Source organism: Paucibacter sp. TC2R-5 (assembly GCF_025717605.1).
Lineage (GTDB): Bacteria > Pseudomonadota > Gammaproteobacteria > Burkholderiales > Burkholderiaceae_C > Paucibacter_A > Paucibacter_A albus.
Genome location: NZ_JAJIRQ010000013.1, coordinates 1 through 18469, shown reverse-complemented (window position 1 = coordinate 18469; position 18469 = coordinate 1). Strand labels below are relative to the sequence as shown.

Below are 18469 nucleotides of genomic sequence, written 5' to 3'. Positions count from 1 at the left end.
CGGGACAGTTCGGCACATCCAATCTGACGCCTTCTTGGATGCACTCAATGGCTTACCCCGCCTTCCCAGCGTCATCCGATATGAAGATGATTTTGATGAGCAACTTCGAACGCTGAAACCTGCAGAATGCTTGGACTCGATGGTCCTTCATGTCTCTGGCCAGCGGTACACCCTGAAATTTGCTCGGCTAGATATTCGAATTCGGCCGCTCATCCGTGCCTATCTACTGTTCTCAATCCAGGACCTGATGCCGAGCACCGTTGTGTCGTACTTTGACCTGCTTACAGGTATCGCTTCAGCGGACATTGAGGCTGCAGCCCTGTCTGAGCCGTTGGCCATGCGTCGGAACTGGCGAGAGTTGGTCGCCAAATATTCGACTGATGCGCTGGCGTCCTTACGAGGGCTGTTGGGCTTCCTCTGCCGTATGAGGTTTGGGCCATGGTGTCCGTTACACGTCAGTTTTGTATCCAGAGCCCTGCCCTTAAAAGCTCGGGACCGATATTCCACCGTGCGTGCCGGCGATTGCTTTGTCACCATTGAAGAGGAAGCACGGCTGGTTCGCTGGATTGACGACCAGGCGAGCCGGGCGTTTGACCTTGGACAGTCGGACATTGAACTGGCATGTCTTCTTGTGAGTTCATACCAGTTTGGCATGCGGCCGAAGCAGCTCGCCATGTTACGAAAGCAAGATTGCTCCGTGCGCGTCAGTGAGGTAGACGGCAGCGCCACCGTACTCTTGTCCTTCAAGATGTTGAAGCAACGGGACCCGGCCCTAGCGAGCCTACGCCTCAACCGAAAGGTCAAGCGTGAATGGGCGCCGCTTTTCGTGGCGCTCATGCAGCGTCGGGCGTCCGAGGGTGAAGGGGCATTTTTCTTTGGATTCGCCAAAGTTGGGACGCTAAGCACGGCTTTGATAGCAAGAATTGCTAAAATCCTCCCCGATGGCAACCGTACGGCCTACGACTTTCGCCATTCGATGGCACAACGGCTGGTTGACGCTGGCGCGAGTCATGAAGACCTAGCGGCAGCCCTGGGCCACTCAAGCCTGCGAACCTCAAATGTGTACTTTGCCCATTCAGCCAATCAGGCCGAGTTGGTGAACAAAGCACTTGGCGTGTCTGAAACCTATCGAACGGTGGCCAAAATAGCCGGAGAAAAATTCCTTTCTCCAGACGAATTGGCCTCGTTGCGAGGCGACCAGCAGGTGGCGGGCGTACCTCATGGAATTCCTATTGCTGGCATCGGGGGCTGCACTACCGGTCAGCCGAGCTGCGAACTCAATCCCATTTCGTCATGCTACGGCTGCCCGAAATTCATGCCAGTACGGGACGTTGCTCTTCATGAGCAAGTGCTGACGGACTTCCGCAGCGTTGTGACGTTCTACAAAGACAGCGGTCGGGGTGAGCAGGAGTCCCCCGCCTACTTGCAGCTGCAGCGTACGATTTCTGAGGTTCAGGGCGTTCTTCGGGAACTGAAGGGTTCTGATGAATAGGCCCCTCCCCTTTGAATTCCCTGTTCAAGCCGTAGCCGCTGTGGCTGGCGTCAACAAAAATTTCGAGGCTTTCATTGACCAGAGCAAGCGAATCGCTCGTGATTCCGGGCTCTGTTGGGAAATGGAATTGAACGAAAAGTGCGAGGCCATACCAGAGCATGTTTGGGACTTGCGTGTTATGACCAAGGACGGCCGGCCTAAGGGTGCTGTACTTCGCTTGTTCAGCGAATGTGATGACGCTGTTGCGAAGCTGATTGAACGAGGTTTGTTGCCCCCAGGCAAAAAAATTTCACCGGTTTCTTTGGCCTGGCAGGACTTGATAAAAGCGTTTTCGGTCGAGCATGTACTTGTCAAAAAGAAGGGGGTTGGGTACATCAGCCAAGCGGCTAGCGCCCTGCGCTTCCTGGCCACCGTGTCGGGGAAGGCTCCATGGCTTGTAACGGCAGATGACGTGCGCCTGACCTGCGAAATTTCCGACGAGTGCCAAGTCTCAAAAGGTCGGACAGTGGTTTTACTAGGGTTGCTTACGAGCCTCATCGACCCTTTGCACCTGTTTGACGCTTGTCCTATGGGTACGTTGGTATCGAGACCTGAAAAGGCAACCAAAGTAAGAGCCAGATTTGCGCAAAATGAGGCCGAGCTCAAAACAACGTTATCTGAGCGAAAGTCTGAGGAAAAGCTTCCTGAGCGGAAGGCGTTCTGGGAGCTCATTCGAATCGTATTCACCGAACAACCTCGGAATCTAAGTGACGCCCTGCGCTTTGCCATGGTCAAGGTCTTGCTCATTACGGGCCTGCGGATTGGTGAGGTCTCCCTGCTCCCTTTGGATTGGAAACGGACCCGGGCCTATGTCGATGATGCTGGTCGGCCTGCCAGTGAGGTCGGTGGCATCTCCGAGACCCTGTCTTTGCGGCATTTCGCTGAGAAGCAGGGTACGAACCTGCTCTATGAAGAAACGCAATTTGTTCCGGATATGTTTCGGGACGTGCTGGAGAGCAATCTTGACGAGGTGGCTCGCCTGACTGCCCCCCTTCGAAAGACGATCAAGGCACAGTTCGAAACTGGCCGAATCTTGCCCATGTATGAGCTCGACCAACTCGTTGACTCAGTTGAAATGTATGGGCACTTGACGGGGAATCCAGTGTGGGCGGCGGAGCCCTACCCTGAAGGTGTTCAGGCTTGTTTGGACCGATATGCAGAAACAATGGACCTCACGGAACTTGCTGATTTGAAGCACCTTCAGTCCACGTCAACGTCATTGACCGCGACTATCAGTCGGTACTTTTCCCCAGAGCGGCGCGCAAACGGGTTGGCTCCCCGAAACATCGATGGAACGCCTGGACCCGGCAGGGGTGTTCGAGGCACGGTCTTGCTTGTTTCTGATGTCGAGGCCTACCTCGCCGAACACCTCAAGACCAAGCTCTCAGACTTGGCGCCTCTGACGCTCGACAACGGCACAACGATTGCGCCCTGGGAAATGCTGTTCCTGATGCCCAAACGCGCCGTTGGTGCCGGCCGAGGGCAGACAGTGCTCGACCCTTCCCTCACCTATGCAATTGGAATTGCGGACGAGGAAATGCTCTTGCGTTGCTTAGGTGCCGACAACTACAAAGAGCAGTCGCTGTTTTCGCTGTACGGGCAATCCGGCGAAGACCGAGCGCTACGCTTGAAAACCCATTCATTTCGCCACCTTCAGAACACAGAGCTGTTTAGACTCGGTGTCGCTGACACCATTATTACCAAGCGATTTAACCGACGCAGCGTCACGCAGAGCTATGTATACGACCACCGTAGCTTGGCTGAAGAACTGGACGAAATTGAGCTGCCCGATGAGTGGGACTTGCTCATCGGCGCCAATAAGGCCGCCACCGTGGCAAAACTCATCATGGCTGGCCGGGCAAATGGCCCTGTCGTCAAGGAATTCAAAAGCATTCAGCTGAAAGAAGGGGACGTTGCCGCCTTACGTTTCTTGGCCGCCGAAGCGGACGGGTTTCATGCGACGCCCTATGGCACGTGCTTGAATTCGTTCACCGTGGACCCCTGCCCCAAGCACTTGGAGTGTTTCACTGGCTGCCGCCATTTGTCAGCCACTAACCTGCCAGAACATCAGGAAAACATCATCACCTTGCACGGCCGACTGAAGACGGCGCTCGACCATGCTCAGGCGAAGCCTGAAGGGTCCATAGGCAAGGCAAATCAAATCGCCCATGCCTCGGTGCGATTGGCCGGTGTCGAAGCGTTGATGGCCACCCTGCCCGGCCAGCCCGTATTCCCAACTGGAACGGATCTGTCAACAACTACAAACCATCGAAGGAGCGTCTTGCATGGCGCGTAAGACGAGAGACCCCGCTCACGTGGAACTCTGTGCTCTTCTTGCGGCTATGCTCGACAGGGACGAGGACATTACCGCCAGGGCCCTGTCTAGGGCGCATTCTTGCGTGAACAATGCCTCCGACTACACGAGGCACCCCCAGCGCCGAGCCTTGCTTGAGGCCGCACAGCAAAAGCAGAAAGAATTGCGAACATTCGCCGGCAACGTCAGACGAAGCGGGACAAAGGTTGCTGCGGAGAAGCTTCAGTCGGGGGAAGCTCGGATTCGACAGCTGGAAGTGAATGAGGCGGCCAGGGTTGCTAGCCACTTGGCCATGGTTCGGGCTATGGCGGAATTGGGCGGTACGGCCAAGTTGCTCACGTTTTACAAGTCCTACGCAGACATTCGAGACCGGTTACATCGCCAGGGGGCGTTGCCTCCTGAGCTGTCAGGGAAAGTTGCAACAATTCCGCAGCGTCTGCACTCTGGCCAAGTTCAAGACCCTGTCAGTGCGAAGCAGACTTCAATAGACAAGGCCTCGAGCAAGAAAGGGGGAAGTTAAAAGGTAAGGCAATGCCAGACGTCATGAAATACCCAAGCTGAGTTGCCCCTCTAGATAGGCAGCAACTGCAATGAGTCCAACTAGCTGCTTTGCCGAGCATGAAATCGATCGTTGTCGGACCGCCGAAGAGAGTCGCATGTTTGGTGTATATCTCCAAACAATGGACGTCCAAGCAATCTGCGACACCTCCGTCAGCTTCTGACAGACGCCATAGCGCTTGTGAAACGCCGCGTTCCGATCTCATTCAGGCTTGTCAAGAGCCTCGCCAACCACGCCAACAAGGACTCCAGGGTCAACACCAAGAGCACTTGCGATCTTGAGTATGACAAACAGTGTGGGTTGACTCTGGCCGCGCTCTATTCGACCGAAATAGGAGCGCTCCATCTGTGCCATGTGGGCCATGTCCTCCTGAGAGATGTTTTGCGCGATACGACCTTCACGCACGATTGAGCCGAACGCCTGGGCCACATTGACGTGGAAGCTCTTCGAGCCTCGGGGGCGGCCTCTGGCGGGGGCAGATTTGGGACGGGATTGCATCCCAGTGAGCGTCCCAAATCAGTCCTAATTTCGCCACGTTTTAAATAATACAAAGAACCTTTTGCAAGAACCGACGATGAATCAAACGATTCGATGACGACGTGCTGGCAGGGTGTGAATATTGAGCTCAGGAATGGGGAATGCGAGCAACTCTTGGTCAAGGTCACGAGCAAACGTTGCGAAGTCGAGATCGAGCGCTCGTAGCCAAGCCCGCAACTCAATTACGTCGAGTCGCCGCTCGCCTCGTTCCACCTTGCTCACTGTTCCTTGCCCACGTCCAATCCGGACAGCAAGATCCTTTTGCCTGAGTCCCATGGACACGCGTCGTCTGCGCAAGAGTTTCAGAAATGTTTCGTTATGACTGCTATGGACTGACTTGAGCATGTGACCCTCAGGCAGAACGTATCGCAACACACTCCGTATTCGGAAAGGGAATTTATCCCCAAAATTAGCGCGGGGCTGTTTTAGCCAGCAGTTGCCGACGAACGGCTCTTCAATAGACACTATGTATTTTAAATAACCAGATGGCAAGCTTGCCCGTACGGCCAATGACCGACAAAAGTTACTTCAAAAATGTTCATCACTGAGCCTCGCCACAAACTTACGCTTCCCTTTGGACTCGCCACTCCAAGCATCCTTTACTGGCGCGCATTTAGCTTGCCTTGCGATCACACTTGGTACTTGGTAAGCATGTTGATTGGTGAGGCACCAGACTCGTACACCGAAACCACAGGGATTTTTTGGAACGAGGACCTTTTAGGGCACTTGGAACTCAAGCAGGGGGGGCGACTTGTCGGGCTGCAGTGCGTGACTCCTCCAACAAACCCGAATGGACAGTGGAGCATTCGTGCGATTCACTCGATATGGCGCGTTAGATGCGACGCATCAAACAATGAAGCTATCTTGCTGCGAGATGCCGTTGGGAATTATGTCCCTGCAAAAGCGAGCGACGTGGGGGTATCGAAGATCACCGATCTCGAGCTGATCTTGGAAGTGGAATCGGCTTAAGGCATGTTCCGAATCTGCACACGCATATTTCCAAAAGTTCTAAGAACCGAAAAAAAATGCAAATCAGAGACGTTCGTCCACAGTCCTTCGTGAAACAGATCCGGTGCGATCGCTGTGAGCGCTTGACTGAAAGCGGCGAGGTGGAGTTCCATGAAACTGTGTCCATTGACGTAATGGGCGGCTATGGCTCCATTTTTGGAGATGGAAACAAGGTTCAGATAGACCTCTGCCAGCAATGCCTGAAGTTGACCCTCGGACCATGGCTTCGGATCGTCGAACCTGGCCAACTTGACCGAGCCCTCGAACGCTCACTGGAGCAATTCGATCCCACTTGGCATGGATGCGAGTTCCCGACAGCTGCGGATGCAGCGCACCGCCCACCCAACGACCAAGGAAATGTCTGATTTGAAACGCATCAGCAAATCTTCCGGATAGCCTCCCCCGGAACTAAAGATCCCAGGCTCGATGGACGTTCCCAAGCCGCGCTTGCAATGTGCAATTGGCAGCAACAGTCCTGCGCCGATTCAACTGGCCCGGCCACGAGCCGGGCTACACCAAGAAACTAGGTCGCACGCTGTGCTATCAAAAAGCGGAGCCCGCAATATGAACTGGAAAGGAATGCCATGTCAACGCCAAGCGAACGTATGCGAGCGCTGCGTTGGGGCGGTGAACTCTTGCGAGCCATGACGCTGGAAGAAACTCTGGGTTTCGAGATTCGCCAGCGGGCTGCGCAGTTGATTCCAGACTATCCGACCCCCTTGGACTTGATTCATTTGGTCGAAACTGACGCCCCATTGATCCATTTACGCTGGGCAGCGTCAATAGACGCGGCAGGCTCCCTCTTTGATGTTCTAGGGGCCATTCACCTTGAGGACGAAACTCTGATCCGAAAATTGATGTGCACCCGCCGCCACTATCCAGAGCTTTGGTTGCGCCAAACATGGTGCGAACCCAACCCAATTTTTTCCATTCGGTATTGGTTGCTACCTGAAGATGACGTGGGCATTTCGTGGGTGGACAAGGTTTGATGCTTGGCTGGCAGAGCTACTATGAATAGGGGAACGACGAAGCAGCGCTGGCGTTGCACCTCAACGCGCAGTGACCCTGAACCTGCATTGGATGACGACGCTCGGCGAGCGCACGCACATGTTGGCAACAGCGATACTGCGAGGTGCATTCGGTGAGCGCAAGACACAATACCCGGCATTTGGCCCTTCGACCCCGTAGCCGACCGATACCATGCTTCTCTTTCTCGACTTCGACGGGGTGCTGCACAAATACGGCTGCAAGCCGGCCGATTTATTCACGCGTCTGCCACTGCTAGAAGCTTGGCTGCAGTTGCACCCGGGGGTGGACGTGGTTGTATCGTCGACATGGCGGCTAACGCGGTCGTTGGACGAGTTGCGGAGCCATTTCTCGGCGGGGATTCGGTCCCGAATCGTTGGTGTTACGCCAAAGCTCGCCGGCGACAGCCCGGAGCGCTTCTCTCGGGAGGCGGAGGTGGCCATGTGGCTACGCCAAAGCGCCCTGCCATGGCGACCTTGGGCGGCCCTGGAAGATCAGGCTTGGCTATACAGACCATTTAACAAACGCGTAGTGCTGTGTGATCCCGATACAGGATTGACCAAATTTGATCTTGACAGGTTGGCATCGCTCGTCGCCGCAGTCGGTTGATCGCACTTTTGACTCCAATTTGCTCGTAAACAGTGACCAGCATGTAGTCTGATCCGGCGTTACATGTAACTTGACGGGCTGCAGTTGCTCAGCGATTTTGTCTTGACTCGGGTGAGCGCACTGCCACTTGAACGCCCTCCTCTTTGACTGTCTGAGCTTGTGGGTCTAGACCACGCGCCGGGTCTCTCTAGGCTAGAGCTGCTGTCCGTACTGCGTATTCCGGTCAACATAGCCACCTCTTCCGATTCAAAATAGCCAGGCATTCCGATTCGAACTGGCCACTCATTCCGATGTGACTAAGCCAACCGAAAGTAGGTGTATGAGACTTACTTTCGACGTGATTGAATGGCTCCCATGTGCCCATAGCGGGCATTCGAAGTCGCTCCTGATGACCCGTTCTATGAGCGCATTTCTTGGTAACTGTCAGCCGGGTTAGGGCGACTGCAGGGGCTGAGCTTGAGCGTCGGCGCCTACAGAGCGGGGCAACGATCTGGCTTTCGCCTAGCTGCCAGCTTTGTCCCAAATGGCAGGCGGGAAAACATCCAGCCAGCAAAGGGACGGACAATCAGCAGGAGCTCCCGCCAACTGCGAAGCCGATACTGCCCAGCTGCCTGTTCAAGCAGTTCCATTTTTTGCACCATATTCCGATGCGCATTTTGTTGGTCGAAGACGATGAGTTGCTGGCAGCCGGTCTGCGCGAAGCGCTGGGTCGGGCGGGCTATGAAATGGATCATTTGGGCAGCGCGGAGCAGGTGCTGGATGCCTTGGGCCACCAAGTACATGACCTGGCGATCTTTGACCTTGGCCTGCCCGGCATGGATGGCTTGAGCCTGGTGCGCCAAGTGCGGGCCGCCGCGCACACGCTGCCAATTCTGATCTTGACCGCACGCGACGGGCTGTCGGACCGGGTCAGCGGACTCAACGAAGGCGCTGACGACTATCTGATCAAGCCCTTTTTATGGCCCGAATTGCTGGCGCGGGTGCAAGCGCTAATCCGGCGCAGCCGCTCGGTCGCTAGCGCCCGCTTGACGGCTGGGCCTTTGACGCTTGATCTGGCGACCCATGCGGCCGAGCTGTTTGGCGAGCCGCTGGCATTGACGGGCCGCGAATGGCACTTGATGCAGGCGCTGATGCTGGCTGCCCCCAATGTGATCGCCAAACGCCGCTTGGCCGACAGCCTCAGCCGCTGGGACAAGGAGATCACCGACAACGCGGTCGAGATCTATATCTCGCGCTTGCGCGGAAAATTTGCCGACAGCGGCATCACCATCCGCACCGTGCGTGGCATCGGCTACCGCATCGACGTTTGACCGCGATGCGCGAGTTCCATTTGAGTCTGCGCGACCGCCTTCTGCGGATGCTGCTCGGGCCGCTCTTGCTGGTGATTTTGTTGAGTGCCGTCTACGATTATGTGCGGGCACTCGAGCGCGCGCGTGACAACCAGGACCAGGCGCTGGCCAGGGTTGCAATAGCCCTGGCCTCGCGTCTGGATATGGACGCGGACGACGCCGTCGATGATGACCTCGGCCTGCATCTGGCGCGCACCATGCGCGCGATGCAGATTGCGGATGGCAAGGACCAGTTATTTTTTCTGGTGAGCACACTCGAAGGCGCCGTCATCGGCGGAGATCCTGCGCTGGCCGGTTTGCTGGACAAGCAGGCTCTGGCTCAAGCCAGCTTTGCCGATCAACGCTTTGACGGCCGGGAGATGCGCATCATCACCTATCCCCATGCGTCGGCATTGGGAGCACTCAAGATTGTCGTGGCGGAGACGCTGCAGCGCCGCGAGGCGCAAGCGCGCCTGGTCATGATGGACACGGTAATTCCCAATTTGGTGCTGCTGAGCCTGGCGCTGCTGCTGGTCCACTTGGGTGTGCACCTGGCAATGAAGCCCTTGGATGAATTGAGCCAAGCGGTGGCAGCCCGGCAGCCGGAAGATTTCAGCGCCATTGCGACCGCGGAACTGCCGGCCGATTTGCTTCCGCTGGTCCGCGCGATCAACGGCTTCGTCGCAAATTTGCGCGTCTCCACCGAGGCGCAGCAGGCCTTCCTTTCCAATGCAGCGCACCAATTGCGCACGCCCTTGGCCGGCATGCAGATGCAGCTTGAATTGGCCGAGCGGGACGCCGATGAAAATCAACGTCAGCGTCTGACGAGCCTGAAGACTTCTTTGCAGCGCCTGGCGCGGTCGACGCATCAGATGCTGGCCTTGGCGCGCTCCGGGCCCCAATCGGTGCAGGCCGAGGCTTTGCAGCGCTTGGATCTGCAACTGTTGCTGGAAGATGCCGCCTCCAGCTGGCTTGATGCAGCCTTGGCAGCCGGGCTGGATCTGGGCTTTGAGGCTCGCCCTGCGTTTGTCAACGGCTCAGCCTGGTTGTTGCAGGAAATGCTTGGCAACCTGATCCACAACGCCATCCGCCACAGTGAGCCGGCTGGAAAAATCACCGTGAGCTGCGGCACGCGCCCGGATTGCAGCTGTTTTTTGACCGTCGAAGACGAGGGGCCGGGCATAGACCCGCGTGAATACGACAGGGTGTTTGAGCGTTTCTACCAAGTCGACACCGCATCCAAGCTGGGCAGCGGCTTGGGCCTGGCGATTGTGCGCGAGGTGGCTTTGCGGCATGGCGCGCAGGTCAGCCTGGGTAGCGGGTCAAGTGGGGCAAGCGGCAAGGGCCTGCAAGTGACGGTCAATTTCCCCATACCGGTTTGAAAGGCGCCTGAATTTGTCAGGCTTTTGAAGGCAGGTAGGGCCTAGCCTCGGGTTTTCGCGGATTACCGAGAAGCCCGTATGCCTTCCACATCACCATCGCCAACTGCCGCTGCTGCTACAGCCGAGCTGCGCCATCCCAAAGCCATCGTCTATGCGCATTGGCTCACGGCCGCAGCGCTGCTGCTGGTTTTTGCCCTGATCATTGGCCGCGACTGGCTCGATGAAGATCCTTTGCGTGCTTCGGTCTTGCAATGGCATCGCTTGGCTGGCCTTTGCGTGGCGGCATTGACGCTTGTGCGCCTGCTGCTGCGCAGCCGCTTGAAATTGGCAGCTACGCTGGACGAAGCGACGCCGTGGCAGCGCCGGCTGGCCGGCGCAATGCATGGGCTGGTCTATTTGCTGCTGCTCGCCCTGCCCCCACTGGGCTTCTTGCTGAGCAACGCACGCGGCCATGCCGTCAGCGTTGGCAGCATTCATTTGCCGCGCTTGCTGGCCACCGATCTGGATCTGGCCGAAACGCTCGAAGCAGTACACGGCAATGTGGCCTGGCTACTGGCGGCAGTGATAGGCCTGCATCTGCTTGCCGTTGCCTGGCATCAATGGATACGCCGGGACAAGGTGTTAGGCGCCATGTTGCCGAGCTGGCGCAGCGGTTGAAGCGGCCATCCAATTTCTTACGCCGCTCTTATTTCCTACCCATCATTTTTGAGAATTCATAGCCATGAATATGCATAGACTGTTGCGGCGCTTTGCGCTGCTCACGGGCGTAACTGCGGGGCTCATTAGCGCAACGCCGAGTTGGGCCGTCCCCAGCTTCGCCCGCCAGACCGGGCAGGACTGCGCGGCCTGCCATATTGGCGCCTTTGGCCCGCAACTGACGCCCTTCGGCATCAAGTTCAAGATTGGCGGCTATACCGACAGCAATGGCAGCGGTGGCAATGTGCCGCTGTCTGCCATGGTGGTGGCCTCACGTACTCACACCAGCAAGGCGCAAGACGCCGCGCCGGCCGACGGCTACAAGACCAACGACAACAACGCATTGGACGAAGCTTCGCTCTTCATCGCCGGCAAGTTGGCCGATCAACTCGGTGCCTTCATGCAAGTCACCTACGACGGCATTGGCAAGAAAACCGCCATCGACCAAATGGACCTGCGCTTCGCTCACAGTGCCGAATGGCAAGGCAAAGAGCTGATCCTGGGTGCCTCGCTGAACAACAACCCCGGCGTGCAGGACCCTTTCAACAGCATGCCGGTCTGGGGCTTCCCCTATATCGGCTCGGCGTTGGGTTTCAGCGGCCCTGAGACCGGAACGCTGATCAATGGCGCGCTGGAGCAGCATGTGGTGGGTGCCTCCGCCTATGCCTTTCTGGACAATAGCTGGTACGCCGAACTCGGCAGCTATCGCAGCTTGTCGCCAACGACGCAGTCCCGCTTGGGTTTGGGCCGAGCCGATGATCCCGGCAAGCTCGGAAACGGCACAGCCTACTGGCGCTTGGCCTGGTTCAAGGATTTGAAGAGTAGCGCCTATTCGGTCGGCTTGTTCGGCTTCAACAGCAGCATCCAGCCCGATCGCAGCAGTGGCAGCGCCAGCAATCGCTACCGAGACATAGGCATCGACGGCCAATACCAATTCTTGGGCACGCGCGAACATGTCTTTACCTTGCAAGGCAGCTATGTGCACGAAACCCAACGCCGTGACGCCTTGCTGGCCGCAGGCGAAGCCAGCAACTTGAACGGAAGCTTGAACGAACTCAAGCTCAATGCCTCCTACCATTTCAATCAAAGCTGGGGCTTGTCCTTGGGACAATTCCGTACCGATGGCTCGGCCGACAGCCTCTTGTATGCCGCCAACGCGGGCAATGTGCCCAATAGCGCCGGTCAAGTGCTGCAAATGGACTGGACGCCTTTTGGCAAGGAAGACTCCTGGGGCGCGCCATGGGCCAATGTGAAGCTGGGCGCCCAGTACACGCGCTTCACCAAATACAACGGCGCCAGCAAGAACTATGACGGTGCGGGACGCAATGCAGCCGACAACAACACCTTGTTCTTGTTCGCCTGGACCTCTTTTTAAGGCCCATGCATATGTACACAGTTGCCGAGTCAATCCATCCACGCCGCCCCTTTAAGAGCTTGCCCAAGGCCGTCTTGACTGCGCTGCTGGCCCTGGTCTGCGGTGCAGCAAGCACGAGCGCACGCGCTGATGGCGAGATCAAAAAAGGCGCCGAGGTGTTCGCCACCCAATGTGCCGAATGCCACAGTCTCAAAGAGGGCAAGCACAAAAAAGGCCCGAGCTTGTTTGCGCTGCTGGGCCGCCCTTCCGCGGGCCTGGCCGGCGTGGCCTATTCCGATGCGATGAAGGCCAGCAAATGGACTTGGAGCGCCGAAAAAATAGACATCTACATCAGCGCGCCCAAGGCAGCCTTGCCTGGGGGGACGATGAAGTTCGATGGTTTGACCGACGCCCACGCCAGAGCAGACTTATTGGCTTTTCTCGCCAGCGTCAAATAGCAAAGCGATCATCGCCGTTTGGCAAGTGACCACGCCCGACAACGTCGGGCGCTCCCGTTTGAGCCCCTTGCCAAGATAGCGCTGGTGTATGCCCGCAGTTCGTCAACAATTTGCTGCGGCTGCCACTCTCCGTACTGCCCCAATACATGCAAGACAAACGGTTTTTCCCTCAGCAAGTCATTGACGGCCGCACCAATCGCTGGGATTGGGCCTTGCTGCCGCTGGTACTCGCTCTGCTCAGCCTGCTGGCCTTGGCGGGCTCACAAATGGCTCAGCCCTTTCATCTGGGTGAAGTGTTGCCGATCAGCCTTGACCCCGCGGTGCTGCCTTATTACTTGCTGCGCACCACGCTGCGCATGTTTCTGGCCCTGGCCGCATCGGTGCTGTTTGCCTGCGCCTTCGCCGCGCTGGCGGCCAAATACAAGGCCGCGGAACGGGTGTTGGTGCCCTTGCTGGACATACTGCAGTCGATTCCGATTCTGGGCTTTCTGTCCATCACAGTGACCGGCTTCATCGCGATTTTCCCGGGCAGCCTGCTGGGCGTCGAATGCGCAGCGATTTTTGCGATCTTCACCTCCCAAGCCTGGAATATGGCCTTCAGCCTCTACCAGTCGATGCGCACGGTACCGGCCGAATTGCAGGAAGCCGCACGCATTTTTCAGCTCTCCGGCTGGCAGCGCTTTTGGCGGCTGGAGCTGCCGTTTGCGATGCCGGGCCTGCTGTGGAACATGATGATGAGCGTGTCCGGCGGCTGGTTCTTTGTGGTCGCTTCCGAAGCGATTTCGGTGGCGAACCAGGACATCAAGTTGCCCGGCGTCGGCTCCTATATCGCGATGGCAATTGCAGCGCGCGATCTGCAGGCGATCGGCTACGCCATCCTGGCCATGCTGGTCGGCATTCTTTTGTATGACCAGCTGTTCTTCCGGCCGCTGCTGGCCTGGGCCGACAAGTTCCGTTTCGAAGAGTCCGGCAATGAGCAAGCACCGACCTCCTGGTTGCTGACCTGGCTGCGCCGCACCGCTTTGCTGCAACGTTTGGGCGTGCTGCCGGGGCGCTTGTTGGTCGCGACTTTCAGGCTGACCCGGCGGCGTTTTGACGGCACCTCCATCCGTGCACGCCCGCAATTGCCGAACCCCCTCTGGGCACGCGCCTGGGACGCCTTGCTGGCGGCCGCCGTGTTGTTCGCGCTTTGGCACTTGCTGACCTTTATCCACACCGAGGTTGGCTGGGCTGAAGCGGCCCATGTTTTCAAACTCGGCTTTTACACCTTGCTGCGCGTGCTGCTGCTGATTGCGCTGGCCTCGCTCGTTTGGGTGCCGGTGGGGGTGTGGATAGGCCTCAATCCGCGTATTGCAGGGCGGGTGCAGGCCTTGGCGCAGTTCCTGGCCGCCTTTCCGGCCAACCTGATGTTCCCGGTGGCGGTGATGCTGATCGTGCACTGGAAGCTCAACCCCGACATCTGGCTATCGCCCTTGATGGTGCTGGGCACGCAGTGGTATGTGCTGTTCAACGTGATCGCGGGCGCCTCCTTGATCCCGTCCGAGTTGCGCTTTGCCGCCCAGAACCTGGGCCTGAGCGGCTGGCTGAAATGGCGCCGCTACCTGTTGCCGGCGATCTTCCCGAGCTTCGTGACGGGCGCCATCACCGCCAGTGGCGGCAGCTGGAACGCCAGCATCGTGGCCGAATATGTGTCCTGGGGTGACACCACTTTGCAGGCCCAAGGTTTGGGCAGCTATATCGCGCACATGACCTCGATCGGCGACTTTCCGCGCATTGCCTTGGGCATAGGCGTGATGTGCGTGTTCGTGATGGGCCTCAATCATTGGGTCTGGCGGCGCCTGTACCGCATCGCCGAACAACGCATGAATTTTTAGGATTTCCCAGATGAGCAGCCTGATTGAATTGAAGAAAGTGGCCAAGAGCTTCAAGTCCTCGGACGGAAGCCAGCGCTCGGTGTTGGAGGGGGTCGACTTCCGCCTGGAAAAAGGCGAAATCGTCGCTTTGCTGGGCCAGTCGGGCTCGGGCAAGTCGACTCTGCTGCGCATCATGGCGGGCTTGATTCCGGCCGATGGCGGCGATGTCCACTATTGCGGTCAGCCGGTCTTCGGGCCGGCCGACGGCATTGCGATGGTGTTTCAATCCTTCGCTTTATTCCCCTGGTTGACGGTGCAGCAAAACGTCGAGCTGGGGCTGGAGGCGCGCGGTGTTGACTCGTCAGAGCGCAGCCGGCGCGCCAGTGACGCCATCGACATGATCGGCCTGGCCGGTTTTGAAGGCGCCTTGCCGCGAGAACTTTCGGGTGGCATGCGCCAACGCGTGGGCTTGGCGCGCGCCTTGGTGATGGAGCCGCAGGTGCTCTTGATGGACGAGGCGTTTTCGGCGCTGGATGTGTTGACCGGTGAGCGCCTACGCAATGAAATTCTGACGCTGTGGGGCAGCGGTCAGATGCCGACCCAGGCCATGTTGGTGGTCTCGCACAATATCGAAGAGGCGGTCATGATGGCCGACCGGGTGCTGATTTTTGCCAGCAACCCGGGTCGGGTGCGGGCGGAATTGCCGATCGGCCTGCCGCGCCCACGGCACCCCGACAGCCCGGAAGTTCGCCTGTTGATCGATGAGGTTTATGCCTTGATGACGGCAGGTGCGGCGCCTTCCGACCAAGTGCAAGAGCTGCGGCCGCATTTGTCGGACCGCTTGCCCGAGGCCGATGTCGGTCGGATGGAAAGCCTGTTGGAGCTGTTGATCGATGCGCGCTTCGCAGGCCGCGCCGACTTGCCTCAATTGGCCGAAGAGAGCGAGCTGACCGACGAAGATCTGCTGCCCTTGGCCGACGCTTTGCACCGACTGGGCCTGGCCCAACTGGAGCGCGGCGACATCTTGATCACGCCGCTGGGGCAAAGCTATGTCCAGGGCGACCATGAACTGCGGCGTGAGCTGTTCGGCCAGCAGTTGATGGCCCATGTGCCGATTGCGGCTTTCATCCGGCACAGTCTGGAGCAAGAGCCGCATGGCGAGTTGCGCGAGGAACCCTTCCTCAAGCTGCTGCATGAAAGCATGGACGAGCATGAGGCCGAACGGGTGCTGCGCGTGGCGATCGAATGGGCGCGCTATGGTGAGGTGTTCGAGTACAACTACCACACAGGCATGATTCATCTGCCCGAGTCTGGAGAGGGTTGAGGCGCCAAAGAGGCGCCAGGCTGACCGGCGAGAAAGTGCCAAGCCCTGAGTGGGCCGCGATCTAGCTGATGATGCAGATCAGGCCACCACGTTGAGATTGTTGCCCGAGGTCGCCGACGGTGGCGATGGTGTTGGCGGGGGCGCAGCGCGAGTGCTGCCATCGTTGTCACCATCTGCATCAACGCGGCTTGCCTGAGCCTGTCGGGAAACTGCAGCCTGCTGCACGGCAGCGGTGGCTTGGTTCTGGCGAAGCTGTTGGGTAGCCAGCGTTGTAGGCGAAATGCTGTTGCTCATGAGGTGCTCCTGTGCAGCGGAGCCTGCGTCCGATGTCGACCGCTTTGCCCAACCGTTTCCTATTTATCGGAAAAAGCCGACAAAACTGCATCTAAACCTAGAGCTTTCTTCGGTCTCGAAAGTTCAATAAACCCTGCAAGTGCCTGATGGTGGACTCCTCGTTGGCGTTGCGGGTGGTGAAGTGCAAAATTGGAGTCAAATTTTTCCACGGTTTACGAAGAAGCTCCCATAGTTGATCGTGACTGCACAATCCGGCAACATGACCCAGGAATTCCGGCAATCGTAGCCGGGGGCGGCATTGCGAAGTTTGATTCAAAGCCGAGGCGTTTTTCGGCCAGGTTTCCCTTTCCTGGTTCTGGCATTTTTTCAGCCACTTGGAGCCCCTCTCAATGCAGCCGAGGTTGCTGCATTTAGCTGCAGTGCGCTTGCAGCGCGAACGCCTTGCCCCATCCCCGCGCCGAACGCCAGTCCCGAAGTTGGCTCGGTCCGCCGACGGGCGATTTGTGCCCGTCCGAGAGCGTAGCGAAGGAAGGACGTTTGCCGCCGGAGACCTGCGCAGTGAACACCGAGGGGAGTCGGCTCGTCAGAGCCGACCCGGGCACCATGAGCACTGCGGCTGGACGAGCTAACGGCCCAAAAGAAACCGGGCATTGCCGCACCGAAGATGGCATAACGCTTGGATTTGATGGCAACATGGGGCCCGCCCCATTCCTGGCGGCAGCGCGCGGCCGCCAGGGAGTTTGTAACAGGCTCGGCTTTTGTCGATGTTTTTAGTGCCGCATGAATAAGCATCTAAATGACATAAAAGTCCACCTCAGAGTAGCACTTACGAGCCATTCGGGCGGAGTTGTTGCTGCGCGGGCTCTGGCAGTATTCAGCGCTTTGCCACGCTACACAGCAGTTTAGGCCCACAACGATGGTCTCGATACGCTCCTACTTCTTGTTGCTGGTCGCGCCATTTTTCTTAGCGGGAAACGCCGTCGCGGAAGACAAACAGGCGCAGGCGTCTGCCTTTCTCTATCCAGCTACAAAGTCTTGGCGGCTCGTCTCGGCTGCACCAAAATTTTCTCCCGAGTCGCTCAGTTCAATCCGAGAAAAGCTAAGGACCGCATACCTTTCGGCAAAACTAGAGAAAGGGCCACTCGAAGGCCCGGACTGTTCATTCATTGAGCGTGCCCTTGAGCCAACAGAGTCTTCTTCTTTCTACCAAATGGATTTTGACGGGGATGGAAAACAAGACGTTGTATACGCCGGGAGCGCTCAGTGCGCCGAAGGAGACGCAACGCTTGTTTGGTTCCAAGCGACAGATGGCTATATGGTGCGGCAATCAGTCCTATGGCCCTTGCGAATCTTGCACGTATCGCCAGGCGCCGAAACAATGACTTCGGTTTCAATCGGTTGTTGTGGCAATCCTGTGGATCAATACCATCTTGGGAATCTTGGAAACCTTCGCCAGTATTCGCGCATACGGGTAACGCAAGACACGAAATTTCCCCAAGTGTCACTGGCGGCTGTTCGAGCATTTCGTAGTTCATCGGAAACGAAGCTTCGTGAAACGCCTCTGGAAAAGGACGGATACGACAGAGGGAGAAGTGAATTCATGAGCCACGCTGTATTCGGAAACGTTCTTCGTAAGTACCTCGCCGGAGTTTCCGGCGTTGCCCTGGCAACGGAAACAAGAAATGGAAAGCAATGGGTCTTTGTAGTTGTGGACAGCGACGAAGAGCATCTTTTGATTGAGGCACCGTATGGCATTGATGCGGGATGGACCACTGGTGTTCAATTAATAGCTGGCGAGGTGGCATGTGGGCCCAATCCGGCCGTGCACCGGATCTGCGCGGCAAGCCGATCAGGCCATTGAATTTTGACGTTATGGACTTCATCCGTTTCAGTAGACACCTGATAAGGTCGAACTTGAAACGGAGAAGAGGAAATGAGTCGAGCAAGATATGCCCCGGAGTTCAAAGCCGAGGCGGTGAAACAGGTGACCGAGCGAGGGCATGGCGTCGTGGAAGTGGCCAAGCGCCTTGGGATTTCGGATAAGAGCTTGTATTTGTGGGTCAGGCAGGCCAAGGATCAAGGCCGCGGCCCGGCGGCCACTGAGGCGGCATCGCTGCGCAGCGAAATGGCCAAGCTCAAGGCTGAGCTAAAGCGTACGACCGAGGAGCGCGACATCTTAAAAAAGGCCGCCGCGTA

At 57.7% G+C, this 18469-nt stretch carries 16 protein-coding genes; 13 read left to right on the top strand and 3 right to left on the bottom strand.

The features are described from left to right. Positions 1-34: 34 nt before the first annotated feature. Positions 35-1492 carry a tyrosine-type recombinase/integrase gene (locus LNV08_RS21995; protein ID WP_263535896.1) on the top strand — a complete coding sequence of 486 codons (1458 nt, stop codon included), beginning with the start codon at positions 35-37 and terminating at the stop codon, positions 1490-1492. Next, positions 1485-3827, top strand: coding sequence for a hypothetical protein (locus LNV08_RS21990; RefSeq protein ID WP_263535895.1), 2343 nt, complete (start codon positions 1485-1487; stop codon positions 3825-3827). The genes LNV08_RS21995 and LNV08_RS21990 overlap by 8 nt, the downstream gene beginning before the upstream one ends. 778 nt (positions 3828-4605) lie before the next feature. Here LNV08_RS21990 and LNV08_RS21985 read toward each other — a convergent pair. Both LNV08_RS21985 and LNV08_RS21980 read right to left on the bottom strand, forming a co-directional pair. After that, on the bottom strand, positions 4606-4902 hold the full coding sequence (locus tag LNV08_RS21985; RefSeq protein ID WP_263535894.1) for a helix-turn-helix domain-containing protein: 297 nt from the start codon (positions 4900-4902) through the stop codon (positions 4606-4608). 81 nt (positions 4903-4983) lie between these two features. Further along, a complete protein-coding gene (locus LNV08_RS21980) occupies positions 4984-5286 on the bottom strand; it encodes a helix-turn-helix domain-containing protein (protein WP_263535893.1) in 303 nt (100 codons plus the stop codon). Between the two features lie 1247 nt (positions 5287-6533). Between LNV08_RS21980 and LNV08_RS21975 the strand changes: the two genes are divergently transcribed. The 9 genes from LNV08_RS21975 to LNV08_RS21940 all read left to right on the top strand — a co-directional run bounded on the left by LNV08_RS21975 (position 6534) and on the right by LNV08_RS21940 (position 15979). After that, positions 6534-6938 carry a BPSL0761 family protein gene (locus LNV08_RS21975; RefSeq protein WP_263535892.1) on the top strand — a complete coding sequence of 135 codons (405 nt, stop codon included), beginning with the start codon at positions 6534-6536 and terminating at the stop codon, positions 6936-6938. A 211-nt stretch (positions 6939-7149) separates the two neighbouring features. Beyond that, positions 7150-7584, top strand: a complete 435-nt coding sequence (locus LNV08_RS23230; RefSeq protein ID WP_414858788.1) for an HAD domain-containing protein — start codon at positions 7150-7152, stop codon at positions 7582-7584. Positions 7585-8231: 647 nt separating this feature from the next. Next, a complete protein-coding gene (locus LNV08_RS21970) occupies positions 8232-8894 on the top strand; it encodes a response regulator (RefSeq protein ID WP_263535891.1) in 663 nt (220 codons plus the stop codon). A 5-nt stretch (positions 8895-8899) separates the two neighbouring features. Next, the gene (locus LNV08_RS21965; RefSeq protein WP_263535890.1) at positions 8900-10294 is read left to right on the top strand and encodes a sensor histidine kinase; all 1395 of its coding nucleotides are present in this window, start codon (positions 8900-8902) and stop codon (positions 10292-10294) included. Between the two features lie 78 nt (positions 10295-10372). Then, a complete protein-coding gene (locus tag LNV08_RS21960; RefSeq protein WP_263535889.1) occupies positions 10373-10951 on the top strand; it encodes a cytochrome b in 579 nt (192 codons plus the stop codon). Positions 10952-11015: 64 nt separating this feature from the next. Then, positions 11016-12365 (top strand): cytochrome c1 protein, encoded by a 1350-nt coding sequence (locus tag LNV08_RS21955; RefSeq protein ID WP_263535888.1) that lies wholly within the window; start codon positions 11016-11018, stop codon positions 12363-12365. A gap of 11 nt (positions 12366-12376) precedes the next feature. Continuing rightward, positions 12377-12802 (top strand): c-type cytochrome, encoded by a 426-nt coding sequence (locus LNV08_RS21950; protein WP_263535887.1) that lies wholly within the window; start codon positions 12377-12379, stop codon positions 12800-12802. 146 nt (positions 12803-12948) lie between these two features. Then, on the top strand, positions 12949-14676 hold the full coding sequence (locus tag LNV08_RS21945) for an ABC transporter permease (protein ID WP_263535886.1): 1728 nt from the start codon (positions 12949-12951) through the stop codon (positions 14674-14676). A gap of 10 nt (positions 14677-14686) precedes the next feature. Next, positions 14687-15979 (top strand): nitrate/sulfonate/bicarbonate ABC transporter ATP-binding protein, encoded by a 1293-nt coding sequence (locus LNV08_RS21940; protein WP_263535885.1) that lies wholly within the window; start codon positions 14687-14689, stop codon positions 15977-15979. Positions 15980-16057: 78 nt separating this feature from the next. Here LNV08_RS21940 and LNV08_RS21935 read toward each other — a convergent pair whose 3' ends face one another. Next, positions 16058-16273 (bottom strand): hypothetical protein, encoded by a 216-nt coding sequence (locus tag LNV08_RS21935; protein ID WP_263535884.1) that lies wholly within the window; start codon positions 16271-16273, stop codon positions 16058-16060. Positions 16274-17189: 916 nt separating this feature from the next. Between LNV08_RS21935 and LNV08_RS21930 the strand changes: the two genes are divergently transcribed. Beyond that, the gene (locus LNV08_RS21930; RefSeq protein WP_263535883.1) at positions 17190-18134 is read left to right on the top strand and encodes a hypothetical protein; all 945 of its coding nucleotides are present in this window, start codon (positions 17190-17192) and stop codon (positions 18132-18134) included. A 72-nt stretch (positions 18135-18206) separates the two neighbouring features. Next, a partial coding sequence (locus tag LNV08_RS21925) for a transposase (protein WP_263535882.1) occupies positions 18207-18469 on the top strand: 263 nt, incomplete at its 3' end.

Coding starts and splice junctions, on each gene's coding strand:
- LNV08_RS21990 (WP_263535895.1), top strand. CDS start 1,485: ATGAATAGGCCCCTCCCCTTTGAATTCCCTGTTCAAGCCGTAGCCGCT.
- LNV08_RS21985 (WP_263535894.1), bottom strand. CDS start 4,902: ATGCAATCCCGTCCCAAATCTGCCCCCGCCAGAGGCCGCCCCCGAGGC.
- LNV08_RS21980 (WP_263535893.1), bottom strand. CDS start 5,286: ATGCTCAAGTCAGTCCATAGCAGTCATAACGAAACATTTCTGAAACTC.
- LNV08_RS21975 (WP_263535892.1), top strand. CDS start 6,534: ATGTCAACGCCAAGCGAACGTATGCGAGCGCTGCGTTGGGGCGGTGAA.
- LNV08_RS23230 (WP_414858788.1), top strand. CDS start 7,150: ATGCTTCTCTTTCTCGACTTCGACGGGGTGCTGCACAAATACGGCTGC.
- LNV08_RS21970 (WP_263535891.1), top strand. CDS start 8,232: ATGCGCATTTTGTTGGTCGAAGACGATGAGTTGCTGGCAGCCGGTCTG.
- LNV08_RS21965 (WP_263535890.1), top strand. CDS start 8,900: ATGCGCGAGTTCCATTTGAGTCTGCGCGACCGCCTTCTGCGGATGCTG.
- LNV08_RS21960 (WP_263535889.1), top strand. CDS start 10,373: ATGCCTTCCACATCACCATCGCCAACTGCCGCTGCTGCTACAGCCGAG.
- LNV08_RS21955 (WP_263535888.1), top strand. CDS start 11,016: ATGAATATGCATAGACTGTTGCGGCGCTTTGCGCTGCTCACGGGCGTA.
- LNV08_RS21950 (WP_263535887.1), top strand. CDS start 12,377: ATGTACACAGTTGCCGAGTCAATCCATCCACGCCGCCCCTTTAAGAGC.
- LNV08_RS21945 (WP_263535886.1), top strand. CDS start 12,949: ATGCAAGACAAACGGTTTTTCCCTCAGCAAGTCATTGACGGCCGCACC.
- LNV08_RS21940 (WP_263535885.1), top strand. CDS start 14,687: ATGAGCAGCCTGATTGAATTGAAGAAAGTGGCCAAGAGCTTCAAGTCC.
- LNV08_RS21935 (WP_263535884.1), bottom strand. CDS start 16,273: ATGAGCAACAGCATTTCGCCTACAACGCTGGCTACCCAACAGCTTCGC.
- LNV08_RS21930 (WP_263535883.1), top strand. CDS start 17,190: ATGGTCTCGATACGCTCCTACTTCTTGTTGCTGGTCGCGCCATTTTTC.